Genomic DNA, 20,927 nt, shown 5'->3' with positions numbered 1-20,927 from the left:
CTTTATCAGACTTCACGTAGGAGACCGCTATGGCCGCCAAGAAACAATGGCTGGCCGTCCTCAAGGCTATCGCTATGTCGAAAGCCACATGGAAGCTGGTCGGCATCGTAGCGGTTCTTTATGGCTGCGCTCATGGCGAGCTAATCGCTGGACTGGTCGGAGAGGTCATAGCGGATGCGTCTGGAGCCCTTTAAGGATCTGACAGAAATTTCTGAGTGACCACCTGTAACTACTAACCTGCGCGCTTACCCCCGTAGGCCCTTGCACGCTCGCTCAGGCGCACGATAAGGACCCCAGCGTTGGGACAAATGTGCGCCAAAGCTGTTACAAAACGGGGTCCTATGGTGCTACGCTATGGGCTCCTAACGTGCCTCATCAGGTCGGTGTAAGGATCGTATCCTTCGCCTCTGGCAGCATCCCTGGATAGTCCAGCGTGTAGTGCAGACCCCGAGATTCCTTACGTTCCATGGCTGACCTGATCATCAGTTCCGCTACTTGAGCAAGGTTCCTCAATTCAATCAGGTCTCTGCTTACTCGGTAGTTGCTGTAGAACTCATCAATCTCATCCAGCAGCAGTCGCACCCGGTGTTGCGCCCGTTGCAGGCGCTTGTTGGTGCGCACGATCCCCACGTAATCCCACATGAAGCGCCGCAGCTCGTCCCAGTTGTGGGCGATGATCACGTCTTCGTCCGAATCGGTAACCTGGCTGGCATCCCAGCGGGGCAGGGCGGCCGGCACCGGGATGCGCGGCAGTTGTTCGAGAATGTCGGCTGCGGCCGAGCGGGCGTAGACGAAGCATTCGAGCAGTGAGTTGCTGGCCATGCGGTTGGCGCCGTGCAGGCCGGTGAAGCTGGTTTCGCCAATCGCGTACAGGCCGGGTACATCGGTACGTCCATGTTGGTCGACCATCACACCGCCGCAGGTGTAGTGCGCCGCCGGTACCACCGGGATCGGCCCTTTGGTGATGTCGATGTTGAACGCCAGGCAGCGCTCGTAGACGGTCGGGAAGTGGGTCTTGATGAACGCTTCGGGCTTGTGGCTGATGTCCAGGTAGACGCAGTCGATGCCCAGGCGCTTCATTTCATGGTCGATGGCGCGGGCGACAATATCCCGTGGAGCCAGCTCGGCGCGCGGGTCGAAACGCTGCATGAAGCGCTCACCGTTCGGCAGCTTGAGGTGTGCACCTTCGCCGCGCAGGGCTTCGGTGATCAGGAAGCTCTTGGCCTGTGGGTGATACAGGCAGGTGGGGTGGAACTGGTTGAATTCCAGGTTGGCCACCCGGCAGCCCGAGCGCCATGCCATGGCAATGCCGTCGCCGCAGGCGCCGTCGGGGTTGCTGGTATAGAGGTAGACCTTGGCGGCGCCGCCTGAGGCGAGGATGGTGAAGCGCGCACCATAAGTATCCACTTCGCCGCTGGCGCGGTTGAGCACATAGGCGCCGAGGCAGCGTTCGCCCGGCAGGCCCAGGCGCTTTTCGGTGATCAGGTCGACAGCGACGCGTTGTTCCAGCAGTTCGATGTTGGGGCGTTGGCGGGCCTGGTCGAGCAAGGTCCTGAAGATCGCGGCACCGGTGGCATCGGCGGCGTGGATGATACGCCGATGGCTGTGGCCGCCTTCGCGGGTCAGATGGAACTCGAAGCCGCCGTCATCGCTGCCTGCGTGTTCGTCGCGGGTGAAGGGCACGCCCTGGTCGATCAGCCATTGGATCGCCTCGCGGCTATGCTCGACGGTGAAGCGCACCGCGTCTTCGTTGCACAGGCCACCGCCGGCGTTGAGGGTGTCTTCAACGTGGGATTGCACCGTATCGGTGTCGTCCAGCACCGCGGCGACACCGCCCTGGGCCCAGAATGTCGAACCGTTGGCCAGGTCGCCTTTGCTCAGGACGGCAATGCGCAGGTGGCTGGGAAGGGTCAGCGCAAGGCTCAAGCCGGCCGCGCCGCTACCGATCACCAGGACATCGTGTTGAAACTGTTGGCTCATTTGAAGGATTCCGCAAAAAGCGATCCACAGGGCTGGCGCAAACAGGACGCCTGGATCGGCGAATCAAAGGGTCACACGGGCCACTAGTATATAGAGGGGGGGAGCGGCACAATAGCCGGGCATTCGTGGCAATGTGAGATTACGGTGCACGGCTCGGGTAAAATCGGCAGGTTATTGAGGTGGGAACTTTTTGCATAAGCCTCGACTCAATAGCAGGTTGCCCGAAAGCTGGGAAACGTTGAGTTTATTGGCCCGTCGGGAGCATTGGACGCGTCAGAAAACCGACGACAAGATTATTCGCGCAGCCGGCGTTGCCCGCGCTGCGTTTTTCGTGTGTGCCAAATCAGTGCGTGCCGGAAACTTGCTTGAAGGGGGAGAACTTTTGCGAAAAGTCCGAGTCTATGTTTGCAAGCCTGATCGTTTAGTTATGCAAGCCTCCTTCAAGTACAACGAGGAGTGTTCATGCTAACCCAGGAAGAGGATCAGCAGCTGGTCGAGCGCGTTCAACGCGGTGACAAGCGAGCATTTGATCTGCTAGTGCTGAAATACCAGCACAAAATTCTCGGGTTGATCGTGCGGTTTGTGCACGACACCCATGAAGCGCAGGACGTTGCACAGGAAGCCTTTATCAAGGCGTACCGTGCACTGGGCAATTTCCGCGGTGATAGTGCGTTTTACACGTGGCTCTACCGCATCGCCATCAACACGGCGAAGAACTATCTGGTGTCTCGCGGACGCCGCCCACCGGATAGTGATGTAAGTTCAGAAGATGCAGAATTTTACGATGGTGATCACGGCCTCAAAGATCTCGAGTCGCCGGAGCGTGCATTGCTGCGCGACGAGATCGAAGGCACCGTTCATCGCACAATTCAGCAACTGCCAGAAGATTTGCGTACGGCGTTAACTTTACGTGAATTCGATGGTCTGAGTTACGAAGACATTGCGAGCGTCATGCAGTGTCCGGTGGGGACTGTAAGGTCACGGATTTTCCGGGCCCGGGAAGCCATCGATAAAGCCTTGCAACCGTTGTTGCAGGAAAACTAAAGACAGCGGCGACAGCCAAGAGAGGAACCGCCATGAGTCGTGATGCCCTGCAGGAATCGCTGTCCGCAGTGATGGATAACGAAGCGGATGAACTGGAACTTCGTCGAGTGCTCAACGCATTTGATGATGCCGAAACCCGTGATACCTGGTCTCGTTACCAAGTCGCTCGGGCGGTGATGCACAAGGATCTTCTAATCCCTCGTCTGGATATTGCTGCGGCCGTTTCTGCCGCGCTGGCTGATGAAGCCGTTCCGGCAAAAGCTGCTCGTGGCCCTTGGCGCAGCCTGGGTCGCCTGGCAGTGGCTGCCTCGGTGACTGTTGCAGTGCTGGCCGGTGTTCGCCTGTACAACCAGGACGAAATCGCCGGGGCCGAACTGGCCCAGCAGACTCAGCAACCGGTCATGGCCGGTCCGCAAGTCAAAGGCCCAGCGGTACTGGCCGGCTACAAAGAAAGCTCCGACACCACCGGCCCTATGGCCAACGGTGTGCTGCAAGGGCAATCCGGCTGGCAGGACCAGCGTCTTCCAGGCTACCTGCGCCAACACGCACAGGAATCCGCCTTGAAAGGCACTGAAAGCGCTCTGCCATACGCTCGCGCTGCAAGCCTGGAAAACCGCTGATCCGTTAAGGAGCCCTATGCGCGCCATACCGCTCCTTACGTTATTGCTCAGTGGTTGGTTTGCACTCCCCGCCCATGCCGACGAAGCCCAAGACTGGCTGACTCGACTTGGGCGTGCAGAGCAGCAGCAAAGTTTCCAAGGTACGTTTGTCTACGAACGTAATGGCAGTTTTTCTACCCACGACATCTGGCATCGCGCCCAGAATGGCCAGGTCCGTGAGCGGCTCTTGCAGCTTGATGGTTCTGCCCAGGAAGTCGTTCGCGTAGATGGCCGCACTCAGTGCGTCAGCGGCACTCTTGTCGCCGGCCTGGGCAATTCGCGTGATGCGCCCTCGCGCGCCCTCGATCCGCAAAGACTCAATCAATTCTACGAACTGGCCGTTATCGGAAAGTCTCGCGTGGCCGGTCGTAATGCAGTGATTGTTTCGATTACACCCCGTGATCAATACCGCTACGGTTTTGAGCTGCACCTTGATCGTGAAACTGCGCTGCCGCTCAAGTCCTTGTTGCTGAATGATCAAGGGCAGTTGCTGGAGCGCTTTCAGTTCACTCGATTGGACACCTCCACGCCTAATGATCGCGACTTGCAGCCTAGCGGCGAATGCACCTCCATCGCCGTCGGCGATACCAAGGCAGCGGCCGTAGAGGCCACCGAGGCGTGGCACTTGGAGTGGTTGCCGCCAGGCTTTCAGCTGACCAATAGCAGTGCCCGCAAGGATCCCCATACCAAGGCCACGGTCGACAGCCTGATGTATGAAGATGGACTGGCGCGCTTCTCGGTGTTTCTCGAACCGATCAGCGATGTGAGCGTGACCGAGACTCGCACCCAATTAGGCCCTACGGTTGCTGTATCTCGTCGCTTGAATACGGTGGATGGCGAAATGATGGTGACTGTGGTCGGCGAAATACCTATTGGCACCGCCGAACGCATCGCACTGTCGGTGCGCGGTGAAAAAAAGGCCACCCCCAAGCCGTGAGTCGTTAATCCTATGTTCATCCAGATCTTTCACAGTACGTCCATGCCAGGTTGGCTGCCGAGAGCATGAAATGTCTGGATCAGCATTTTCACTTGCAAAAATCTCCCATGTTTTTTATAGGTCAGGGCTTGTTGGCCCTGGCCTTGTTTAGTTCGCGGAACAAAGATGTCGTTCGCAGTTTTCGGCGTTTCTTGAACCCTGTCGCTCAACCCTGCTCGTCGTAACGGGAGCTGTATGTCGATACCACGTTTGAAGTCTTACCTATCCATAGTCGCCACGGTATTGGTGCTGGGTCAGGCCGTGCCCGCGCAAGCGGTCGAGTTGCCTGACTTCACCCAATTGGTTGAGCAAGCCTCGCCTGCCGTGGTGAACATCAGTACCACCCAGAAGCTGCCGGATCGCAAAGTCTCCAACCAGCAGATGCCTGACCTGGAAGGCCTGCCGCCGATGCTGCGCGAGTTCTTCGAGCGTGGTATGCCACAACCTCGTACTCCGCGTGGCGGCGGTGGTGGCCAGCGTGAAGCGCAGTCCCTGGGTTCGGGCTTCATCATCTCGCCAGATGGCTACATCCTCACCAATAACCATGTGATTGCCGACGCCGACGAGATCCTTGTGCGCCTGGCTGATCGCAGTGAGCTGAAAGCCAAATTGGTCGGCACCGATCCGCGTTCCGACGTGGCCTTGCTGAAGATCGAGGGCAAGGACCTGCCGGTGCTGAAGCTGGGCAAGTCCCAGGACCTGAAGGCGGGGCAGTGGGTGGTAGCCATAGGCTCGCCGTTTGGTTTTGACCATACCGTTACCCAGGGTATCGTCAGTGCCATTGGTCGCAGCCTGCCGAACGAGAACTATGTGCCGTTCATCCAGACCGACGTGCCTATCAACCCGGGCAACTCCGGTGGCCCGTTGTTCAACCTGGCGGGCGAAGTGGTGGGGATCAACTCGCAGATCTACACCCGTTCCGGTGGCTTTATGGGGGTGTCGTTCGCCATTCCTATCGACGTGGCCATGGATGTTTCCAATCAGCTGAAAAGTGGTGGCAAGGTCAGCCGTGGCTGGTTGGGTGTGGTCATCCAGGAAGTGAACAAGGACCTGGCTGAATCCTTCGGCCTCGACAAGCCGGCGGGCGCCCTGGTCGCGCAAATCCAGGATGACGGCCCGGCTGCCAAAGGCGGTCTGCAAGTGGGCGACGTGATCCTGAGCATGAACGGTCAACCGATCGTTATGTCGGCCGACCTGCCGCACCTGGTTGGCGCACTCAAGGCCGGCAGCAAGGCCAAGCTGGAAGTGATTCGTGATGGCAAGCGCCAGAATGTCGAGCTGACCGTGGGTGCGATCCCTGAAGAGGGCGCGACCCTGGATGCCCTGGGTAACACCAAGCCGGGCGCCGAGCGCAGCAGCAATCGCCTGGGCATTGCCGTGGCCGAGCTGACTGACGAGCAGAAGAAAGCCTTCGATCTCAAGAGCGGCGTGGTGATCAAGGAAGTGCAGGACGGCCCGGCAGCGTTGATCGGCCTGCAGCCTGGCGACGTGATCACTCACCTGAACAATCAGGCGATTGAGACTACCAAGCAGTTCACCGACATCGCCAAGGCGTTGCCGAAGAACCGCTCGGTATCGATGCGCGTGCTTCGTCAGGGGCGTGCCAGCTTCATTACCTTCAAGCTGGCCGAGTAACCCACCAGGCCAATAAAAAGCCCCCGCCTTCGTGTTACGAGGGCGGGGCTTTTTGTGGGCGATGGGTTTAGCCCATCATGCCTTTAACCAGGCGCTCCTGTTCGATCAACTCACGCTGACGTGCATCGATGCGTGACGACAACGGGAAATTGCTGCCGGCGCGACGTTTGGCAAAGTCCAACTGCTGAATCGCCTGCTGGAAGTCGCCCACCAAAGCAAAGTATTCGGCGCGAGCCTGATGCAGGCCGATGATATTGCCCGACAAGCCACGAGTCTCGGCGACCTGGTACCACACATCCGGATCGTCCGGGCGAGACTTGAGCAAGCCATCCAGGGCCTTTTCCGCATCGGCGGTGCGATTCTGTTTAAGCAGCAGATCTACCCGAATCTGATTCAGCGGGTAGTTGCCGGGGTATTGGGTCAGCATCCGATCCGTGCGTTGCTGGGCATCGGGCAGGTGGTTGTTGTCGATGTCCAACTGGATTTGCGCCAGGTTGTAGGTGATGTCGTTGGGCGCCTTGGCCAGCAAGGGTTGCAGGCTTTCCCGTGCCTGCTTGAACTGGGAGGCTTTGATCTGGGCGATGGCCAGGCCATAGCGCGCCACGTCGTTTTTAGGATTTTCGTCCAGTTGCGCCTGGAAGCGCTTGGCGGCGAGTCCGGAGGTGTCTTCGTATTGCAACTGTACCCGCGCGCGAATCAATTGGTAGCGCAGGCTGTCTTCCTTGCCGCCGGCCTTGGCTTGTTCCGCGCGGTTGCGGGTGTCGGCGATACGCGATTCGGTCACCGGGTGAGTCAGCAGGAATTCCGGCGGCTTGGCGTCGAAGCGATACTGACGCATCAGGCGTTCGAACATGGTTGGCATGGAGCGCGGGTCGTAGCCGGCTTTCTCCAGGTTGACGATGCCGATACGGTCCGCCTCCTGTTCATTCTGGCGAGAGAATCGTCGTTGTTCCTGGATGGCCGCGGCCTGTGTGCCGGCGATTGCGGCGATCCCGGCATCCCCGGCACCGGCGGCGGCCGCAATGATGCCGCCGAGGAGGGCGGCCATCATCGGGATCTGCATGCGCTGCTGCGCCTCGACACCACGGGCGAAGTGACGCTGGGACAAGTGAGCCAGTTCGTGGGCCAGCACCGACGCGTATTCCCCTTCGGTCTGGGCATTGAGAAACAGGCCGCCGTTCACGCCGACGATACCGCCGGGTGCGGCGAAGGCGTTCAGTTGCGGGCTGTTGATCAGGATGAATTCCAGGCGCCGGTCATTCACCTGGCTGGTTTCCACCAGCTTGTACACGCTGGTTTCGACGTAATCCTTGAGCTGCGGGTCGTTCAACTGCGAGACCTGGCCCCGTAGGTAGGCCAGCCAGGCGCGGCCCAGCTGATATTCCTGTTGCGGCGAGACAATGGCAGAACTGGCGTCGCCAAGTGACGGCAGGTCGTCAGCGAAGCCTGGGGAGGCCAGCAGGCAAGCCAGCGTCAGCAGGGTAGGGCGCAAAAAAGTCATGCACAGAGCCTTTCGACAAAGAGCTTACTGTAGCCGGACACTGAGCTTCGGACCAGATATTCTAAGCACCCCGAATGCGTGCCCGGAGTAAAACCATGACCGACGCTGTAGCCTTTGATGCCGAACTCGATGCCAGCGGCCTCAATTGCCCGTTGCCTCTGCTCAAGGCCAAGCTGGAACTCAATCGATTGGCCAGTGGCGCTGTGCTCAAGGTGATCGCCACCGACGCAGGTTCCCAGCGTGATTTTCGTACCTTCGCCAAGCTGGCCGGCCATACCCTGCTGCATGAAGAAGACGCCGCCGGTGTGTACCGTTACTGGTTGCGCAAGGCCTGAACCGTTTGCCCCTACCACCCGAGGTTGATTGATGTTCAAAGTGTTACGAGACTGGATCCAGCGCTACTTCTCCGATGAAGAAGCCGTGGTGCTGGCGGTCCTGCTGTTTCTGGCCTTTACGGCCGTACTCACCTTGGGAGGCATGCTGGCGCCGGTACTGGCGGGGATGGTGCTGGCTTACCTGATGCAGGGCCTGGTCACCACCCTGGAGCGTTTACGCTTGCCGGGCGGCGCAGCTGTGGGCCTGGTATTTGCCTTGTTCATGGGGCTGCTGGTGGTGTTTATTGTCGTGGTGTTACCGCTGCTGTGGCACCAACTGATCACGTTGTTCAACGAGTTGCCGGGCATGCTCGCCAAGTGGCAGTCGCTGTTGCTGCTGCTGCCGGAGCGCTACCCGCATCTGGTGTCGGACGAGCAAGTGCTGCAGGCGATAGAAGTGGCACGGGGCGAAATCGGAAAGTTCGGGCAATGGGCGCTGACCTTTTCCCTGTCCAGCCTGCCGCTGCTGGTCAACATCATGATCTACCTGGTGCTCGTACCGATCCTGGTGTTCTTCTTCCTCAAGGACCGCGCCATGATCGGGCGTTGGGTGAGCGGCTATCTGCCGCGCGAACGAGCGCTGATCACCCGGGTGGCCGAAGAAATGAACCGACAGATCGCCAACTACATTCGTGGCAAGGTCATCGAGATCATTATCTGCGGGGGCGTTACCTACATTGCGTTTATCGCACTGGACCTCAACTACGCCGCCTTGCTGGCACTGCTGGTGGGGATTTCGGTGGTGGTGCCGTATGTCGGTGCCGTGGTGGTGACGGTGCCGGTGACCTTGATCGCCTTGTTCCAGTGGGGCTGGAGCGACCAGTTCATCTACTTGATGGCGGTCTACGGCATCATCCAGACCCTGGATGGCAACGTGCTGGTGCCGCTGCTGTTCTCGGAGGCGGTCAACCTGCACCCGGTGGCGATCATCTGTGCAGTGCTGTTGTTTGGTGGACTGTGGGGATTCTGGGGGGTGTTCTTTGCGATTCCCCTGGCGACGCTGTTCAAGGCCGTGCTGGATGCGTGGCCGCGGCAGGAGCCGGTGGTGGCACCTTTGTTGTAAGGGTAGGCGCGAATCACTGCTTCATCGCTGCAGTGATCCGCGCTACAGATCAGGCCTTGTTCAATGCCTGGGCTGCGGCCAGAACGGCGTCCACATGGCCCGGCACTTTCACGCCGCGCCATTCCTGGCGCAGCACACCGTCCTTGTCGATCAGGAAGGTGCTGCGATCCACACCCAGGTATTCCTTGCCGTACAGCTTCTTCAGCTTGATGACGTCGAACAGTTGGCAGACCGCCTCATCCTTGTCGCTGATCAGCTCGAACGGGAATTCCTGCTTGCCCTTGAAGTTCTCATGGGACTTCAGGCTGTCGCGCGACACGCCAAACACTTCGGTGTTGGCGGCCTTGAATGCTGCGTACTGGTCACGGAAACCCTGGCCTTCGGTGGTGCAGCCCGGGGTGCTGTCCTTCGGGTAGAAGTAGATCACCACTTGCTTGCCCTTGAGGGCGGCAAGGCTGAAGGTCTGGCCGCTGGTGGCCTGGGCTTCGAAATCGGCGACCGGTTTATCGATGACTACCGCCATGATGACTTCCTTACATTGGGTTCTGTGGGCGCCACGGCTCGATCAGCGCGTCGAGGTTCAGGGCATCGGCGAAATCCAGGAACTGGTCGCGCAGCCAACTGATCTGCACGCCGGCCGGCAGGGTCACGGTGAAGGTGGCGTTGAGCATGGTGCCGCCGGTTTGCGGGGCCTGGTAGGTGTCGCAGGTCAGGTTCTCCAGTTCGACGTTATGGTCGATGAAGAACTGGCACAGCTCATTGACGATGTCCGAGCGGTAGGCCGAGCTGACATACGCCACATAAGGAAGCGCCTGCGGGCGATTTTCCAGGGCGGCGCTGCGCACCACGTTGACGGTGAAGTCGTGCTTCTTGGCCAGGCCCGGCAGGCCGGTCTCCAGGCGCGCCAGGGCATCCCAGGTGCCGGAAATCTGCAGGACCAGCGCACTGCACTCGCCATGGCGGGTCAGGCGGGAGGTCACCACGGCACAGCGGTTTTCATGGCTGGCGCGGCACAGGACGTTGGTCAGCTCCATGGGGTTGGCGCCGAGGGCACTGATAACAAGGAATTGTTCGCGAACTGTGGGGGTGGACATGCAGCCTTCCTAAAACGATGAGCGGTCGATACTGTGAGGGCTGTATCGATCAAAGCATGAAGGGTAGCGAAAAGCGTCGCCAAGGGATAGGAGGTGGCGTTTTCATTGCGTGATCCGCCTGATTTTGCCCAGCCTCAACCCGTGCTTTGGCCCAATGATGGCATTGCCCGTCGTTTAGTTGCGCCAGAACGCATCCTCAGGCGGTACTTCGCTTGTACAAGCATCTTGGCGCCAGTACCATTACGGCTCTCTTTTTCCGGCAGGAGCGGTTGCATGATTGCGGGCAGTATGGTGGCACTGGTCACACCCATGGATGCACAAGGTCATCTCGACTGGGACAGCCTGGGCAAACTGGTGGACTTCCACCTGCAAGAAGGCACCAACGCCATCGTGGCGGTCGGCACCACAGGTGAATCGGCCACCCTCGATGTGGAAGAACACATCCAAGTGATCGAATTCGTGGTCAAGCGTGTCGCGGGGCGTATTGCCGTGATCGCCGGCACGGGCGCCAACTCGACGCGCGAAGCCATCGAGCTGACCCGAAACGCCAAGAAAGCCGGCGCCGACGCTTGCCTGCTGGTGACCCCGTACTACAACAAGCCGACCCAGGAAGGCCTGTACCAGCACTTCCGCACCATTGCCGAAGCCGTCGACATTCCGCAGATCCTCTATAACGTGCCGGGTCGTACCGCGTGCGACATGAAGGCCGAGACCGTGATCCGCCTCTCTACCGTGCCGAACATCATCGGCATCAAGGAAGCCACCGGCGACCTGCAGCGCGCCAAGGACATCCTGGCCGGGGTGAGCAGCGACTTCCTGCTGTATTCCGGTGACGACGCCACGGCTGTCGAGCTGATCCTGCTGGGCGGCAAGGGCAATATCTCCGTGACCGCCAACGTGGCCCCGCGCGCCATGAGCGACCTGTGTGCCGCCGCCATCGCTGGCGACGCCGTGACCGCCCGTGCGATCCACGAGAAGCTGATGCCGCTCAACAAGACACTGTTTATCGAATCCAACCCTATTCCCGTGAAGTGGGCGCTGTTCGAGATGGGCCTGATGCCGGACGGTATCCGTCTGCCGCTCACCCGCCTCAGCGAAGCCTGTCACGAACCGCTGCGACAGGCCCTGCGCCAGTCCGGCGTCCTGGTTTAATTGAGGAAGCACTACGCATGAAGCGATTGGCCGGACTTTCCGCACTTGCCTTGATTATCTCCAGCACCAGTGGCTGCGGTTGGATCTGGGGCCCGGAAGGCTACTTCCGTGACCGCGGCAGCGATTACCTGGAAGCACAAGCAACCAAACCGATGCAACTGCCGCCGGACGTCAACGTCGCCAAGCGCCTTGACCCGTTGCTGCCGATTCCACGCAACGTTGCCGACGACACCACCAAGGGTGAATACGTCGTGCCACGTCCACAGCCGATCTCGGCCGTGGCGGATGCCAGCGACTACAGCCTGCAGAAGAGCGGTGATTCGCGTTGGATCGTGGCGCAGCGTCCACCTGCCGAAGTCTGGCCGGTAGCGGTGCAGTTCTTCCAGGACAACGGTTTCCGCATCGACGAGCAGCGCCCGCAGACCGGTGAATTCACCACGGCATGGCAGCAAGGCAGCGAGCTGTCCGCCACTATGGCCAAGCGCCTGCAGGCCGGCGGTGTCGCCGCCGACAGCGAAGCCCGTGTGCGTGTGCGCATCGAGCCGGGCGTGCAGCGCAACACCAGTGAAGTCTACGTGGTCAGCGCCGAGCGTCCTGCCGGCAGCACCGCCAACGTCGACTTCACCAACCGCTCGGTCAACACCGGTGTCGACTCGGCATTGGTCGACGAGATGCTGGCCAGCATGAGCCGTATCTCCGAGAAGGGCGGTTCCGTTTCCCTGCTCGCCGCCCGTGATTACGACACCCCGAGCCGCGTCAGCCTCACCGAGGACGGCAGCGGCAACGTGGTGCTGAACCTGGGTGAAGACCTGGATCGCGCCTGGGCCAGCGTCGGCCGCGCGTTGGAGCAAGGCCCTTGGCGTGTTGAAGACATCAACCGCAGCCTGGGCCTGTACTACATCAACGTGGCTGAAAAGGCCGAGCGCAAAGACGAAGAGCCTGGTTTCTTCGGCAAACTGTTCGGCAGCAAGCCGACCAAGGAAGAAATCGAGACCCGCGCCGAGCGTTATCAGGTGCGTTTGAGCAAGGTTGGCGAGACTGTGCAGGTCACCGTCGAGAAGAACATCAACACCGTCGCGCCGGCTGAAACGGCGCGCAAAGTGTTGGGCGTGATTCAGGACAACCTGGGCTGATCCGATGCGTTTTGCCGTTCTCGGCAGCGGTAGCCAAGGGAACGGCACGCTGGTCGCCCATGACGACACGTACGTGCTGGTGGATTGTGGTTTCTCGTTAAAGGAAACCGAGCGGCGCCTGCTGCGCCTGGGGGTTCACCCCTCGCAGCTGAGCGCGATTCTGGTGACCCACGAACATGCCGACCACGTGCATGGCGTGTGTTTGCTGTCTCGGCGCTACAATCTTCCGGTGTACCTCAGTCGCGGCACACTGCGCGGGATGCGCAAACCTATAGAACCCGCAGGTTTCCTGGCCGGTGGCGAGCAGCTGCAAATCGGTGCCCTGAGCATCGATGTGATTGCCGTGGCGCACGACGCCCAGGAACCGACGCAGTATGTATTCAGTGACGGAGAGCGGCGTTTCGGCGTGCTCACCGACCTGGGCTCCTACTGCGCCAAGGTACTGGACGGATACCGGAACCTCGATGCCTTGATGATCGAGTCCAACCACTGCCGGGACCTGTTGGCTCGCGGTCACTATCCGTACTTTCTCAAGCAACGGGTCGGCGGCGAACTGGGACATTTGAACAACCATCAGGCGGCGTACCTGGTGTATGAGTTGGGCTGGCAAGACCTGCAACACCTGGTCCTGGCCCACTTGAGCAGCAAGAACAACCTGCCGACGCTTGCCCGGCAATGTTTTGTCGACACCCTCGGGTGCGACCCGGACTGGCTGCAACTGGCCGATCAAGATTCAGGGCTCGACTGGCGACATATCGCCTAGCCCACCTCACTCAAAGCGGAGCCCATCATGGAAAAACGTGAAGAACTCTACCGCGGCAAAGCCAAGTCGGTTTACAAGACCGACGACGCCAACCGCCTGATCCTGCTGTTTCGCAACGACACCTCGGCGTTCGACGGCAAGCGCATCGAACAACTTGATCGCAAGGGCATGGTGAACAACAAGTTCAACGCCTTCATCATGCAGAAACTCGAAGCGGCCGGTATTCCGACCCAATTCGACCAACTGCTGGGCGACAACGAGTGCCTGGTGAAGAAGCTGGACATGATCCCGGTGGAATGCGTCGTGCGTAACTACGCCGCCGGCAGCCTGGTCAAGCGCCTGGGCGTGGAAGAGGGCCTCAAGCTCAATCCTTACACGTTCGAACTGTTCCTGAAGGACGACGCCAAGGGCGACCCGTTCATCAACGAATCCCACGTCGTGGCATTCGGCTGGGGCACCGCCGAGCAACTGGCACGCATGAAGGAGTTGTCCCTCAAGGTCAACGACGTGCTGAGCAAGCTGTTCGACGACGCAGGCCTGCTGCTGGTGGACTTCAAGCTGGAATTCGGCGTGTTCCACGACGGCTCCATCGTCCTCGGCGACGAATTCAGCCCGGACGGTTGCCGCCTGTGGGACAAGGACACCAAGAAGAAGATGGACAAGGACCGCTTCCGCCAAGGCCTCGGTGATGTGATCGAAGCCTACGAAGAAGTCGCCAAGCGTCTCGGCGTACCGCTTTAATCGACGCAAGCATCTGATAGCACGGAAAAAAATCGCTTCTGCGCTTTGCTTCCACGAAACAGGCTGTTATGATGCGCGCCGTTGGAGAGATGCCAGAGTGGCCGAATGGGACGGATTCGAAATCCGTTGTACCTTCACCGGTACCTAGGGTTCGAATCCCTATCTCTCCGCCATTACATAGAAAAAGCCCCGTAGCTTATTCAGCTACGGGGCTTTTTCGTTTCTGAGATTTGGGGGCAAGCTACTCGTTCCTAGCAGCAAAAAGGGCCGCAGTGGTTGTTTCCAGCAGGCACAACCAACCGTATTCCGTCTTCAAGCATGCCTTACTGGCTTGATCAGGCTTTCTGCTGGAATTCCAAACATCTCATGCAGCTTCCAAATCATTGGCAAGGTCAGCGCTCGTTTTCCATTCAGCACTTCATAAACACGATTCTGGCGACCAATGGCGGGAATAAGATCAGCCGCTGACAGGCCAGACTGTTCCATTCTGAAGCGAATGGCATCGATTGGGAAAGTTTTTGGCTTCATAGGCCTCGATCAGCGTGATCATTACGTCAAAGTAATCACCTTCCGGGGCGCCGGGTTCTGGTTCGTTGTCGAACAGCGCGGAGACAGACTTGAGCGCGTCCTTGTAATCCTGTTCGGTGTGGATAGGTCGGATGTTCATGGGTTACTCCGTTTCGTCATCTTTGATGTGTTCCCAGTATTCTCGTGGGCATCATGCTCGGCGACGCTGCAAATAACTCACTGATATTTATAACTTCCCATTTCCTGGGTGTACGTCCCTCAAGTCTTTATCCAAACGGCCGAAACACTCTCGTACGACATCGTATCCCCAATAAGAGAGTCCCCCCTAATGTCCCTTCGCAGCCTGTCCATCGCCCGCCGTGCGGGTCTGGGTTTTGCCCTGATTGCTTTGCTCGTGGCCCTGCTGGGTTTTTTTGCACTGTCGAACATGGCAAGCATCCGCGCCAGCGCGGTGCAGGTGGAAAGCGGGCTGGTGCCGAAGATGCGGCTGGTGGCGGACATTCGTGAAATCATGCTGCGCATTCGTACGATCTCTTTGCGCATGGCCCTGGACCCGAACCCGGCGAGCATCCCGCAATACCGTAGCCAGATGGACACCCGCAGCCAGGACCTGAGCAAACGGCTGGCCGACCTCGATGCAGTGATCGACACCCCCGAAGTACGCACGCTCTATGATCAGTTCCAGGTCTCGCTGCGCCAATACCAGCAAGGGCTGGCGCAGTCGTTCATCCTCGCCGACAAGCAGCAGGGCGCTGAACTCAACAAGCTGTTGCTGGTGGATATGAAAACCGTGGTCGATGGCTCCGGGGCCCAACTCAATGCCCTGGCCGACTACTACAACGCCCAGATCAACCAGCAAGGCCAGGCGGCCGAGTCGCAGTACGGCCGTTCGCGCACCATGGTGTTCGGCTTTGTGATCGTGGCCGGGTTGAGTACCGTGCTGCTGGCCTGGTTGCTCACGCGCAGCATTGTCGGCCCGCTCAGTCATGCCGTACGGGCTGCCGAGAACGTTGCCCAGGGTGACCTGACCCAAACGGTGGACGTGAGCGGCGACGACGAAGTGACGCGCCTGCTCGTGGCACTCAAGACCATGCAGGCCAACCTGCGCGGGACCTTGCAACTGATTCGCCAGTCGGCCGGGCAGATGGCGTCATCGGCCACCGACCTCAACGGCATCACCGACCAGAGCAGCCGCAGCCTGCAAAAGCAGACCGCTGAAATCGAGCAGGCCGCCACCGCCGTCAACGAGATGACCTCGGCGGCGGATGAGGTAGCGCGCAATGCGGTGTCCACCTCCGAGTCCACTCGCCTTTCCAATGAAACCGCGCGCGAAGGCCAGCACCGTGTGGGTGAAACGGTCAGCGCCATTCAAGCCCTGAGCACCAACATCGGCGAAACCTCGACCCTGGTGCAGAACCTCGCCGAGCAATCGCGCGATATCGGCAAGGTGCTCGATGTGATCCGCTCCATCGCCGAGCAGACCAACTTGCTGGCACTCAACGCCGCGATCGAGGCGGCGCGGGCCGGTGAGTCCGGGCGCGGCTTTGCGGTGGTGGCTGACGAAGTCCGTGCACTGGCCCACCGTACCCAGCAATCGACCCTGGAAATCGACCAGATGGTGACCGCGATGCGCACGGGGTCCAACGAGGCGTTGAGCTCGATGCAGTCGAGTACCCAGCGTGCCACCGACACCCTGGCCCTGGCTGAGGGGGCGGGCGGTGCATTGAGCCAGATCACCGACTCCATCGACCAGATCCACCAGCGCAACCTGGTCATCGCCAGCGCCGCCGAGGAGCAGGCCCAGGTGGCCAAGGAAGTCGATCGCAACATCGTCAATATTCGCGACCTGTCTGCGCAATCCTCTTCCGGCGCCGGGCAGATCAATGGATCAAGCCGCGAACTGGCGCAATTGGCGGTCTCGCTGAACGAGGCGGTTGCGCGGTTTCAGCTGTAGTGCAGCGCGCTTATTCCTGCGCGATAACGGGCTGGGGCGGGGTCAGCTCCAGCACGCGATCACGCCCACCTTCGGCCAGCAGATAAGTCCCATGCCCGGTCGGCACAATCGACTGTGGCGCCTTCAAGAACGACAAAATCGTCTGCTGGCGCCCCTGTTTATCGATCAGCAACAACCGCGCGCGGTGGGTGGCGTCTTCGTTGATCCATAACCCGCGCTCATCGCACATCAAAAAGGTCGGCTGGTTCAGCTTGGCCAGTACCACCGGGTCGCTGCCGTCTTCGGTCAGCTCACGGACCATGCCTTCTTTCTTCTTCGTGTAGAGCATGCGGCCATCGGTGCAGCGGATGATCGATTCGCCCTCGTCGAGGCCTTTGCGAACGACGCTTAAGGTCTGGTCGCTCCAGCGATAACGCAGGATGCGCCCCTCGTCGCGACGGTCCTCCATGGCATAGAGGTAGTCACCGTCGTCCCACAGGCCTTGCACGTTTTCGCCCCTGAACAATTCGGTGACGGTACCGTCCTTGAGGAAGCTGACGGGGGAGTCGAGTGCTTCTTGGCTGAACACCCAGCCGCCACGGGTGGCGAACATACCGTCGGGTTTGGACAGGTTGCCCACCACCACTTCGCGTGTTCCGTCCGGATGAATGCGCACGATGCTGCCCTTGGCGTCGTCGAGCTCCAGGCTGACCATCAGCGCGCCGTCCGGCAACGGCATCAGCGAGGCGGCTTTTGGCACGTCGCGGTGTACGACCTGAACGCTCCAGCCGGCAGCGGCGCTCACCGGGTAGAAGCTTTGCCAGGTGAAGAAACCCAGCGCGGCGAGGCAAGGCAGGCCCACCAGGCAGGCCGCCCATTTCAGCGCGCGGTGAAGCGTTTTTCTGTCAGATGCCTTGCTCATTGAACTCTCAGTCGAAAAGGGGCGGCTAGCAGGCACTTGTTTTTTCAAGGCTGGTTGGCCTGCCATTGTTTATAGAGTTTGCGGGCGACTTCCATTCGCGCGATCAGGATCACCAGGTAAATCATCCATGCCATCGACACGAGCACCAGCGAGAACAGCAGCCCGCGTTGTTGGCCCAGGCCTTCTCGTACGTATTTGTTGTAGGTCTTGTCGAGGAAGAATGAGCAAATGATGTCGAGTTTATCTTCCGGTAATCCTGGGCGCAGGAACGCCTGGAGCGACTCGGACGAGCGACAGTGCTCGACCTTGAGGACGGTGTCAGACCAGATACCGAACTTCACGTTATCTTCCGATAAATAGAACGAGGGGGCATCCGGGGCGTTTTTGAGGGACACCATCAGATACTTGGATTCAATCAGCGGAACCGCAATGGCTACGCCCGCCAGAAGCGCGATAGCAAGAAAGAAAAAGCAGTTGATACGCCACTGTGCGAACCGCTTGGTGATGAAGCTCAGTGCTGTAAAGTCGCTCCACTCGATGTAGCGCTTCACGCGACCGAAGTCGCGTGGGGTGAAGTCATTGCTGTACATCCAATCCTCAGCCAAGTCGGCCTCGCGCAGCGTATTGGCGGGGATGTTGAATTCATAGCGATAATATTCCAGCTCGCGCAAGTCCTTGCGCATGCGTTCAAAACGGTCTGTTTCGAAGCGCGTTTTGCCACCAAAAAACCGCCATATCCAATCCCGTAGAAACAGCAGCGATCCAGAGCGCCGGTAGATAAATATCAACAGCCCCGCGATAGCGAGAAAGGTGAAAGCCCCGCTGAAGAAGGCGAAATGCTCCACATACCAGGTCAGCGGTGTGCTTTTTACGATCGGTTCGGCCATGCCTGGGTCCTTAGTCATAGAGTCGAACGCGGGATTCTAGGGAACCCGAGCAACCGTGTCTTTACGTCAGGAAAAACAAGAAGCAACTGACTGGCCTCTCGGAAACAGGCTAAGCCTCAGCGGCAGTTTTTCTGGCAGTTCTACTCCATAGCTTCCCACTGGCGCTTGTACGATATTGCTCTACATCCCGCTATTCACGATGGGCACCAGCAACGTCGCGTCCATGCGCATGGGCAACGTCACCATTGCGATGGGGGCTTGAAGGAACAAGCGCCGCGGGCGGACTTTGCCGCCAGCGGCGCTGGAATTGGAGCGGTGGGCGCGGGAGATACCGTTTCGGTCAGCGCGCCACCGAGTCCAGGCCGGTGGATTGCACCACCGGTTGTGCCTGGGGCGAGGCCAGGAACTGCAACAGCGCCCTGGCCTGCGCAGGGTGTTCGGCATTGACCGGAATGCCCGCCGCAAAGCGCGTCACCGATTGCACGTCTTCCGGGATCTTGCCGACGTACGTCACACCCGCCACCGGCAATAACTCCGCCACCTGCTGCAAGCCCACTTCGTAATCGCCCTTGGCGACCTGTTCGGCCACCGGGAGGCGTTCGATCATGGTGCCTTTGGCGGGCATGCCGAGCTTCTTGAACAGCTCTTTCTCGACATACACACCGCTGGCGCTGTCCGAATACGCCACGGACTTGGCCTTGCTCAGTACGGCCTTGAGCTCGGCATCGGTGCCGATCGCGGGTTTGGTCGCACCTGCCTTCACCACCAGGCCGATGCGCGAATCCGCCAGTTCCACGCGGGACGCCGGGTCGACCTTGCCTTGTTTGATCAAGTCATCCAGGGCATAGCCGACCATGATCACCACGTCGGCATGTTCGCCACGGGCCAGACGGTTGGGAATCGCTTCCGGCGCCTTGCCCATGGAGGGGCCGAGGACGGTGTCGAGGGTGTCGCCGCTGTACTGCGCGTATTGCGGGCCCAGCAGTTTATAGGCGGCGGTGAAGCCACCGGAGGTCATCACCTTGAGTTCCTCGGCCTGGGCCGTCAGCGCCAGGGCACCGAGGGCCAGGGCCGTCAGGGTCTTGAACAAAGGCCCCATCACGCCGCCCCCTGCATCACCTGCCCGCGTGCGTTGGCGCGACGATACAGCGCCAGGGTCGAACACAGCGCGCACAACGCAGCGAACATCATCCAGTAGGCCGGCGAGGCCTTGTCTTCGGTGATGTGGATGAACCAGGTGGAGATCGCCGGGGTAAACCCACCGAAGATCGCGGTCGCCAGGCTGTAGGCCAGGGAGAAGCCCGCCACGCGCACTTCCACCGGCATGATTTCCGTGAGCGCCGGGATCATCGCGCCGTTGTACATGCCGTACAGGAACGAGAACCACAGCAGCGTCTCCAGCATATGGGCGAAGCTCGGTGCATTCACCACGTAGGACAGTGCCGGATAAGCCGTGAGCACCGTCAACGCGGTCATGGCGATCAGCACCGGCTTGCGGCCGAAGCGGTCGCTCAGGGTGCCGCCGATCGGCAGCCAGACAAAGTTCGACACCGCCACCAGCAAGGTCACCAGCAGCGCGTCGGAGGTGCTCAGTTGCAGCACGGTCTTGCCGAAGGTCGGCGCGTACACGGTGATCAGGTAGAACGCGGTGGTGGTCATGGCCACCATCAGCATGCCGCCGATGACCACGGTCCAGTTTTTCACCAGTGTGGCCAGCACCTCGCGCATGGTCGGGCGATGCTTGCGGTTGGCGAATTCTTCGGTTTCCTGCAGGTTACGGCGCAGCACAAAGATGAACGGGATGATCACGCAACCAATGGCGAACGGAATGCGCCAGCCCCAGTCGGCAACCACCGCTGGTTCCATCCACACGTTCAAGCCATAGCCCAGGGCGGCGGCGACCACGATGGAGATCTGTTGGCTGCCGGATTGCCAGCTGGTGTAGAACCCCTTGCGGCCTGGGGTGGCCATTTCAGACAGGTATACCGACACACCGCCCAGCTCCGCGCCGGCCGAGAAACCTTGCAACAGGCGACCCAGCAGCACCAGCAGCGGCGCCCACAGGCCAATGGTGTGATAACCCGGCACCAGCACGATCAACAGCGTGCCGCTGGCCATGATCGACAAGGTCACGATCAACCCTTTGCGGCGACCGACGTCATCGATATAAGCGCCGAGGATGATGGCGCCCAGTGGGCGCATCAGGAAGCCCGCGCCGAACACGGCGAAGGTCATCATTAATGAGGCAAATTCATTGGCGGCAGGGAAGAACGCGGCAGCAATGTAGGTGGCGTAGAAGCCGAACAGAAAGAAGTCGAACTGTTCAAGGAAGTTGCCCGAAGTAACGCGGAATACCGCACCTACTTTCGAACGGGCAGAATCGGGCCGGGAAGGGCTAGTCATGGTTTTGTGTCTCCAGCGTTCTTTTAAGTGCTTGTTTCGCGTAAGACCGAGGATAGTGGCTGACACATTTAGAAATGAAAAGTGAAAAATATGGATTGATTAATGTCTGTTGGTTATGAATTTGCGCGCCTTTCAAAGA

The 20,927-nt window shown here is 59.8% G+C and carries 20 protein-coding genes, 1 tRNA gene and 2 pseudogenes; 14 read left to right on the top strand and 9 right to left on the bottom strand.

From position 1 onward, the window contains the following. The first annotated feature begins 29 nt into the window (after positions 1-29). Positions 30-194: a hypothetical protein gene (locus tag PspCFBP13509_RS31335; RefSeq protein ID WP_161985710.1), complete on the top strand. Its 165-nt coding sequence runs from the start codon at positions 30-32 to the stop codon at positions 192-194. A gap of 181 nt (positions 195-375) precedes the next feature. Here PspCFBP13509_RS31335 and nadB read toward each other — a convergent pair whose 3' ends face one another. Continuing rightward, positions 376-1,980, bottom strand: coding sequence for an L-aspartate oxidase (gene nadB, locus PspCFBP13509_RS00660; RefSeq protein WP_065947366.1), 1,605 nt, complete (start codon positions 1,978-1,980; stop codon positions 376-378). A 462-nt stretch (positions 1,981-2,442) separates the two neighbouring features. Here nadB and rpoE point away from each other — a divergent pair, with 462 nt between their 5' ends. From rpoE to PspCFBP13509_RS00640, 4 genes are all read left to right on the top strand, one after another. Further along, positions 2,443-3,024, top strand: coding sequence for an RNA polymerase sigma factor RpoE (gene rpoE, locus PspCFBP13509_RS00655; protein ID WP_003172477.1), 582 nt, complete (start codon positions 2,443-2,445; stop codon positions 3,022-3,024). Positions 3,025-3,056: 32 nt separating this feature from the next. Further along, complete coding sequence (locus PspCFBP13509_RS00650) at positions 3,057-3,644, top strand: sigma-E factor negative regulatory protein (RefSeq protein WP_003172479.1); 588 nt, start codon at positions 3,057-3,059, stop codon at positions 3,642-3,644. 16 nt (positions 3,645-3,660) lie between these two features. Then, positions 3,661-4,620: a MucB/RseB C-terminal domain-containing protein gene (locus PspCFBP13509_RS00645; RefSeq protein ID WP_137211434.1), complete on the top strand. Its 960-nt coding sequence runs from the start codon at positions 3,661-3,663 to the stop codon at positions 4,618-4,620. Positions 4,621-4,854: 234 nt separating this feature from the next. Then, the gene (locus PspCFBP13509_RS00640; protein ID WP_137211433.1) at positions 4,855-6,294 is read left to right on the top strand and encodes a DegQ family serine endoprotease; all 1,440 of its coding nucleotides are present in this window, start codon (positions 4,855-4,857) and stop codon (positions 6,292-6,294) included. A 67-nt stretch (positions 6,295-6,361) separates the two neighbouring features. On the opposite strand, the gene PspCFBP13509_RS00635 is transcribed toward PspCFBP13509_RS00640, so the two are convergent. Next, positions 6,362-7,795, bottom strand: coding sequence for a M48 family metalloprotease (locus PspCFBP13509_RS00635; RefSeq protein ID WP_027604315.1), 1,434 nt, complete (start codon positions 7,793-7,795; stop codon positions 6,362-6,364). A gap of 95 nt (positions 7,796-7,890) precedes the next feature. Here PspCFBP13509_RS00635 and PspCFBP13509_RS00630 point away from each other — a divergent pair, with 95 nt between their 5' ends. Beyond that, a complete protein-coding gene (locus PspCFBP13509_RS00630; RefSeq protein ID WP_010212198.1) occupies positions 7,891-8,130 on the top strand; it encodes a sulfurtransferase TusA family protein in 240 nt (79 codons plus the stop codon). A gap of 31 nt (positions 8,131-8,161) precedes the next feature. After that, entirely contained in the window at positions 8,162-9,232 is a 1,071-nt protein-coding gene (locus PspCFBP13509_RS00625; RefSeq protein ID WP_032888556.1) for an AI-2E family transporter, read from the top strand. Between the two features lie 49 nt (positions 9,233-9,281). Here the strand turns inward: PspCFBP13509_RS00625 and PspCFBP13509_RS00620 are convergent, their stop codons facing one another. Together PspCFBP13509_RS00620 and PspCFBP13509_RS00615 are read right to left on the bottom strand one after the other, a co-directional pair. After that, a complete protein-coding gene (locus tag PspCFBP13509_RS00620) occupies positions 9,282-9,755 on the bottom strand; it encodes a peroxiredoxin (protein WP_137211432.1) in 474 nt (157 codons plus the stop codon). A 10-nt stretch (positions 9,756-9,765) separates the two neighbouring features. Continuing rightward, entirely contained in the window at positions 9,766-10,326 is a 561-nt protein-coding gene (locus tag PspCFBP13509_RS00615) for a glycine cleavage system protein R (protein ID WP_003172487.1), read from the bottom strand. A gap of 273 nt (positions 10,327-10,599) precedes the next feature. Between PspCFBP13509_RS00615 and dapA the strand changes: the two genes are divergently transcribed. From dapA to PspCFBP13509_RS00590, 5 genes are all read left to right on the top strand, one after another. Next, positions 10,600-11,478 carry a 4-hydroxy-tetrahydrodipicolinate synthase gene (dapA, locus tag PspCFBP13509_RS00610; protein ID WP_065928210.1) on the top strand — a complete coding sequence of 293 codons (879 nt, stop codon included), beginning with the start codon at positions 10,600-10,602 and terminating at the stop codon, positions 11,476-11,478. 17 nt (positions 11,479-11,495) lie between these two features. Continuing rightward, positions 11,496-12,611, top strand: a complete 1,116-nt coding sequence (gene bamC / locus PspCFBP13509_RS00605) for an outer membrane protein assembly factor BamC (RefSeq protein WP_027604311.1) — start codon at positions 11,496-11,498, stop codon at positions 12,609-12,611. A gap of 4 nt (positions 12,612-12,615) precedes the next feature. Then, complete coding sequence (locus PspCFBP13509_RS00600) at positions 12,616-13,374, top strand: MBL fold metallo-hydrolase (RefSeq protein WP_137211431.1); 759 nt, start codon at positions 12,616-12,618, stop codon at positions 13,372-13,374. Between the two features lie 27 nt (positions 13,375-13,401). After that, entirely contained in the window at positions 13,402-14,115 is a 714-nt protein-coding gene (gene purC / locus PspCFBP13509_RS00595) for a phosphoribosylaminoimidazolesuccinocarboxamide synthase (protein ID WP_065928209.1), read from the top strand. A gap of 83 nt (positions 14,116-14,198) precedes the next feature. Then, positions 14,199-14,288: transfer RNA gene (locus tag PspCFBP13509_RS00590), tRNA-Ser, on the top strand. Between the two features lie 139 nt (positions 14,289-14,427). Here PspCFBP13509_RS00590 and PspCFBP13509_RS00585 read toward each other — a convergent pair. Then, positions 14,428-14,782 (bottom strand): annotated as a pseudogene (locus PspCFBP13509_RS00585) (helix-turn-helix domain-containing protein). Between the two features lie 189 nt (positions 14,783-14,971). Here PspCFBP13509_RS00585 and PspCFBP13509_RS32065 point away from each other — a divergent pair. Together PspCFBP13509_RS32065 and PspCFBP13509_RS32060 are read left to right on the top strand one after the other, a co-directional pair. Further along, positions 14,972-15,739: pseudogene (locus PspCFBP13509_RS32065) on the top strand (MCP four helix bundle domain-containing protein); the annotation flags it as partial. Beyond that, positions 15,734-16,597: a methyl-accepting chemotaxis protein gene (locus tag PspCFBP13509_RS32060; protein WP_370671287.1), complete on the top strand. Its 864-nt coding sequence runs from the start codon at positions 15,734-15,736 to the stop codon at positions 16,595-16,597. The pseudogene PspCFBP13509_RS32065 and the gene PspCFBP13509_RS32060, both read left to right, overlap by 6 nt. A 10-nt stretch (positions 16,598-16,607) precedes the next feature. On the opposite strand, the gene PspCFBP13509_RS00575 is transcribed toward PspCFBP13509_RS32060, so the two are convergent. The 4 genes from PspCFBP13509_RS00575 to tcuC form a co-directional block, all read right to left on the bottom strand. Further along, positions 16,608-17,498 (bottom strand): hypothetical protein, encoded by an 891-nt coding sequence (locus PspCFBP13509_RS00575; RefSeq protein WP_242001044.1) that lies wholly within the window; start codon positions 17,496-17,498, stop codon positions 16,608-16,610. A 44-nt stretch (positions 17,499-17,542) separates the two neighbouring features. Beyond that, entirely contained in the window at positions 17,543-18,385 is an 843-nt protein-coding gene (locus PspCFBP13509_RS00570) for a DUF6216 family protein (protein WP_137211430.1), read from the bottom strand. A gap of 340 nt (positions 18,386-18,725) precedes the next feature. Further along, positions 18,726-19,484 carry a substrate-binding domain-containing protein gene (locus PspCFBP13509_RS00565; RefSeq protein WP_065928205.1) on the bottom strand — a complete coding sequence of 253 codons (759 nt, stop codon included), beginning with the start codon at positions 19,482-19,484 and terminating at the stop codon, positions 18,726-18,728. Next, a complete protein-coding gene (gene tcuC, locus PspCFBP13509_RS00560; RefSeq protein WP_065928204.1) occupies positions 19,484-20,788 on the bottom strand; it encodes an MFS transporter in 1,305 nt (434 codons plus the stop codon). The genes PspCFBP13509_RS00565 and tcuC overlap by 1 nt, the downstream gene beginning before the upstream one ends. Positions 20,789-20,927: the final 139 nt, after the last annotated feature.

It is taken from the genome of Pseudomonas sp. CFBP13509, assembly GCF_005233485.1.
GTDB classification, from domain to species: domain Bacteria; phylum Pseudomonadota; class Gammaproteobacteria; order Pseudomonadales; family Pseudomonadaceae; genus Aquipseudomonas; species Aquipseudomonas marginalis.
Note: the sequence above shows the minus strand (reverse complement) of the source record. Positions and strands in the feature narration are given on the sequence as shown.

Excerpts from the sequence above, each read along its gene's own strand:
- PspCFBP13509_RS31335 (WP_161985710.1), top strand. The coding sequence starts at position 30 with ATGGCCGCCAAGAAACAATGGCTGGCCGTCCTCAAGGCTATCGCTATG.
- nadB (WP_065947366.1), bottom strand. The coding sequence starts at position 1,980 with ATGAGCCAACAGTTTCAACACGATGTCCTGGTGATCGGTAGCGGCGCG.
- rpoE (WP_003172477.1), top strand. The coding sequence starts at position 2,443 with ATGCTAACCCAGGAAGAGGATCAGCAGCTGGTCGAGCGCGTTCAACGC.
- PspCFBP13509_RS00650 (WP_003172479.1), top strand. The coding sequence starts at position 3,057 with ATGAGTCGTGATGCCCTGCAGGAATCGCTGTCCGCAGTGATGGATAAC.
- PspCFBP13509_RS00645 (WP_137211434.1), top strand. The coding sequence starts at position 3,661 with ATGCGCGCCATACCGCTCCTTACGTTATTGCTCAGTGGTTGGTTTGCA.
- PspCFBP13509_RS00640 (WP_137211433.1), top strand. The coding sequence starts at position 4,855 with ATGTCGATACCACGTTTGAAGTCTTACCTATCCATAGTCGCCACGGTA.
- PspCFBP13509_RS00635 (WP_027604315.1), bottom strand. The coding sequence starts at position 7,795 with ATGACTTTTTTGCGCCCTACCCTGCTGACGCTGGCTTGCCTGCTGGCC.
- PspCFBP13509_RS00630 (WP_010212198.1), top strand. The coding sequence starts at position 7,891 with ATGACCGACGCTGTAGCCTTTGATGCCGAACTCGATGCCAGCGGCCTC.
- PspCFBP13509_RS00625 (WP_032888556.1), top strand. The coding sequence starts at position 8,162 with ATGTTCAAAGTGTTACGAGACTGGATCCAGCGCTACTTCTCCGATGAA.
- PspCFBP13509_RS00620 (WP_137211432.1), bottom strand. The coding sequence starts at position 9,755 with ATGGCGGTAGTCATCGATAAACCGGTCGCCGATTTCGAAGCCCAGGCC.
- PspCFBP13509_RS00615 (WP_003172487.1), bottom strand. The coding sequence starts at position 10,326 with ATGTCCACCCCCACAGTTCGCGAACAATTCCTTGTTATCAGTGCCCTC.
- dapA (WP_065928210.1), top strand. The coding sequence starts at position 10,600 with ATGATTGCGGGCAGTATGGTGGCACTGGTCACACCCATGGATGCACAA.
- bamC (WP_027604311.1), top strand. The coding sequence starts at position 11,496 with ATGAAGCGATTGGCCGGACTTTCCGCACTTGCCTTGATTATCTCCAGC.
- PspCFBP13509_RS00600 (WP_137211431.1), top strand. The coding sequence starts at position 12,616 with ATGCGTTTTGCCGTTCTCGGCAGCGGTAGCCAAGGGAACGGCACGCTG.
- purC (WP_065928209.1), top strand. The coding sequence starts at position 13,402 with ATGGAAAAACGTGAAGAACTCTACCGCGGCAAAGCCAAGTCGGTTTAC.
- PspCFBP13509_RS32060 (WP_370671287.1), top strand. The coding sequence starts at position 15,734 with ATGCAGGCCAACCTGCGCGGGACCTTGCAACTGATTCGCCAGTCGGCC.
- PspCFBP13509_RS00575 (WP_242001044.1), bottom strand. The coding sequence starts at position 17,498 with ATGAGCAAGGCATCTGACAGAAAAACGCTTCACCGCGCGCTGAAATGG.
- PspCFBP13509_RS00570 (WP_137211430.1), bottom strand. The coding sequence starts at position 18,385 with ATGGCCGAACCGATCGTAAAAAGCACACCGCTGACCTGGTATGTGGAG.
- PspCFBP13509_RS00565 (WP_065928205.1), bottom strand. The coding sequence starts at position 19,484 with ATGGGGCCTTTGTTCAAGACCCTGACGGCCCTGGCCCTCGGTGCCCTG.
- tcuC (WP_065928204.1), bottom strand. The coding sequence starts at position 20,788 with ATGACTAGCCCTTCCCGGCCCGATTCTGCCCGTTCGAAAGTAGGTGCG.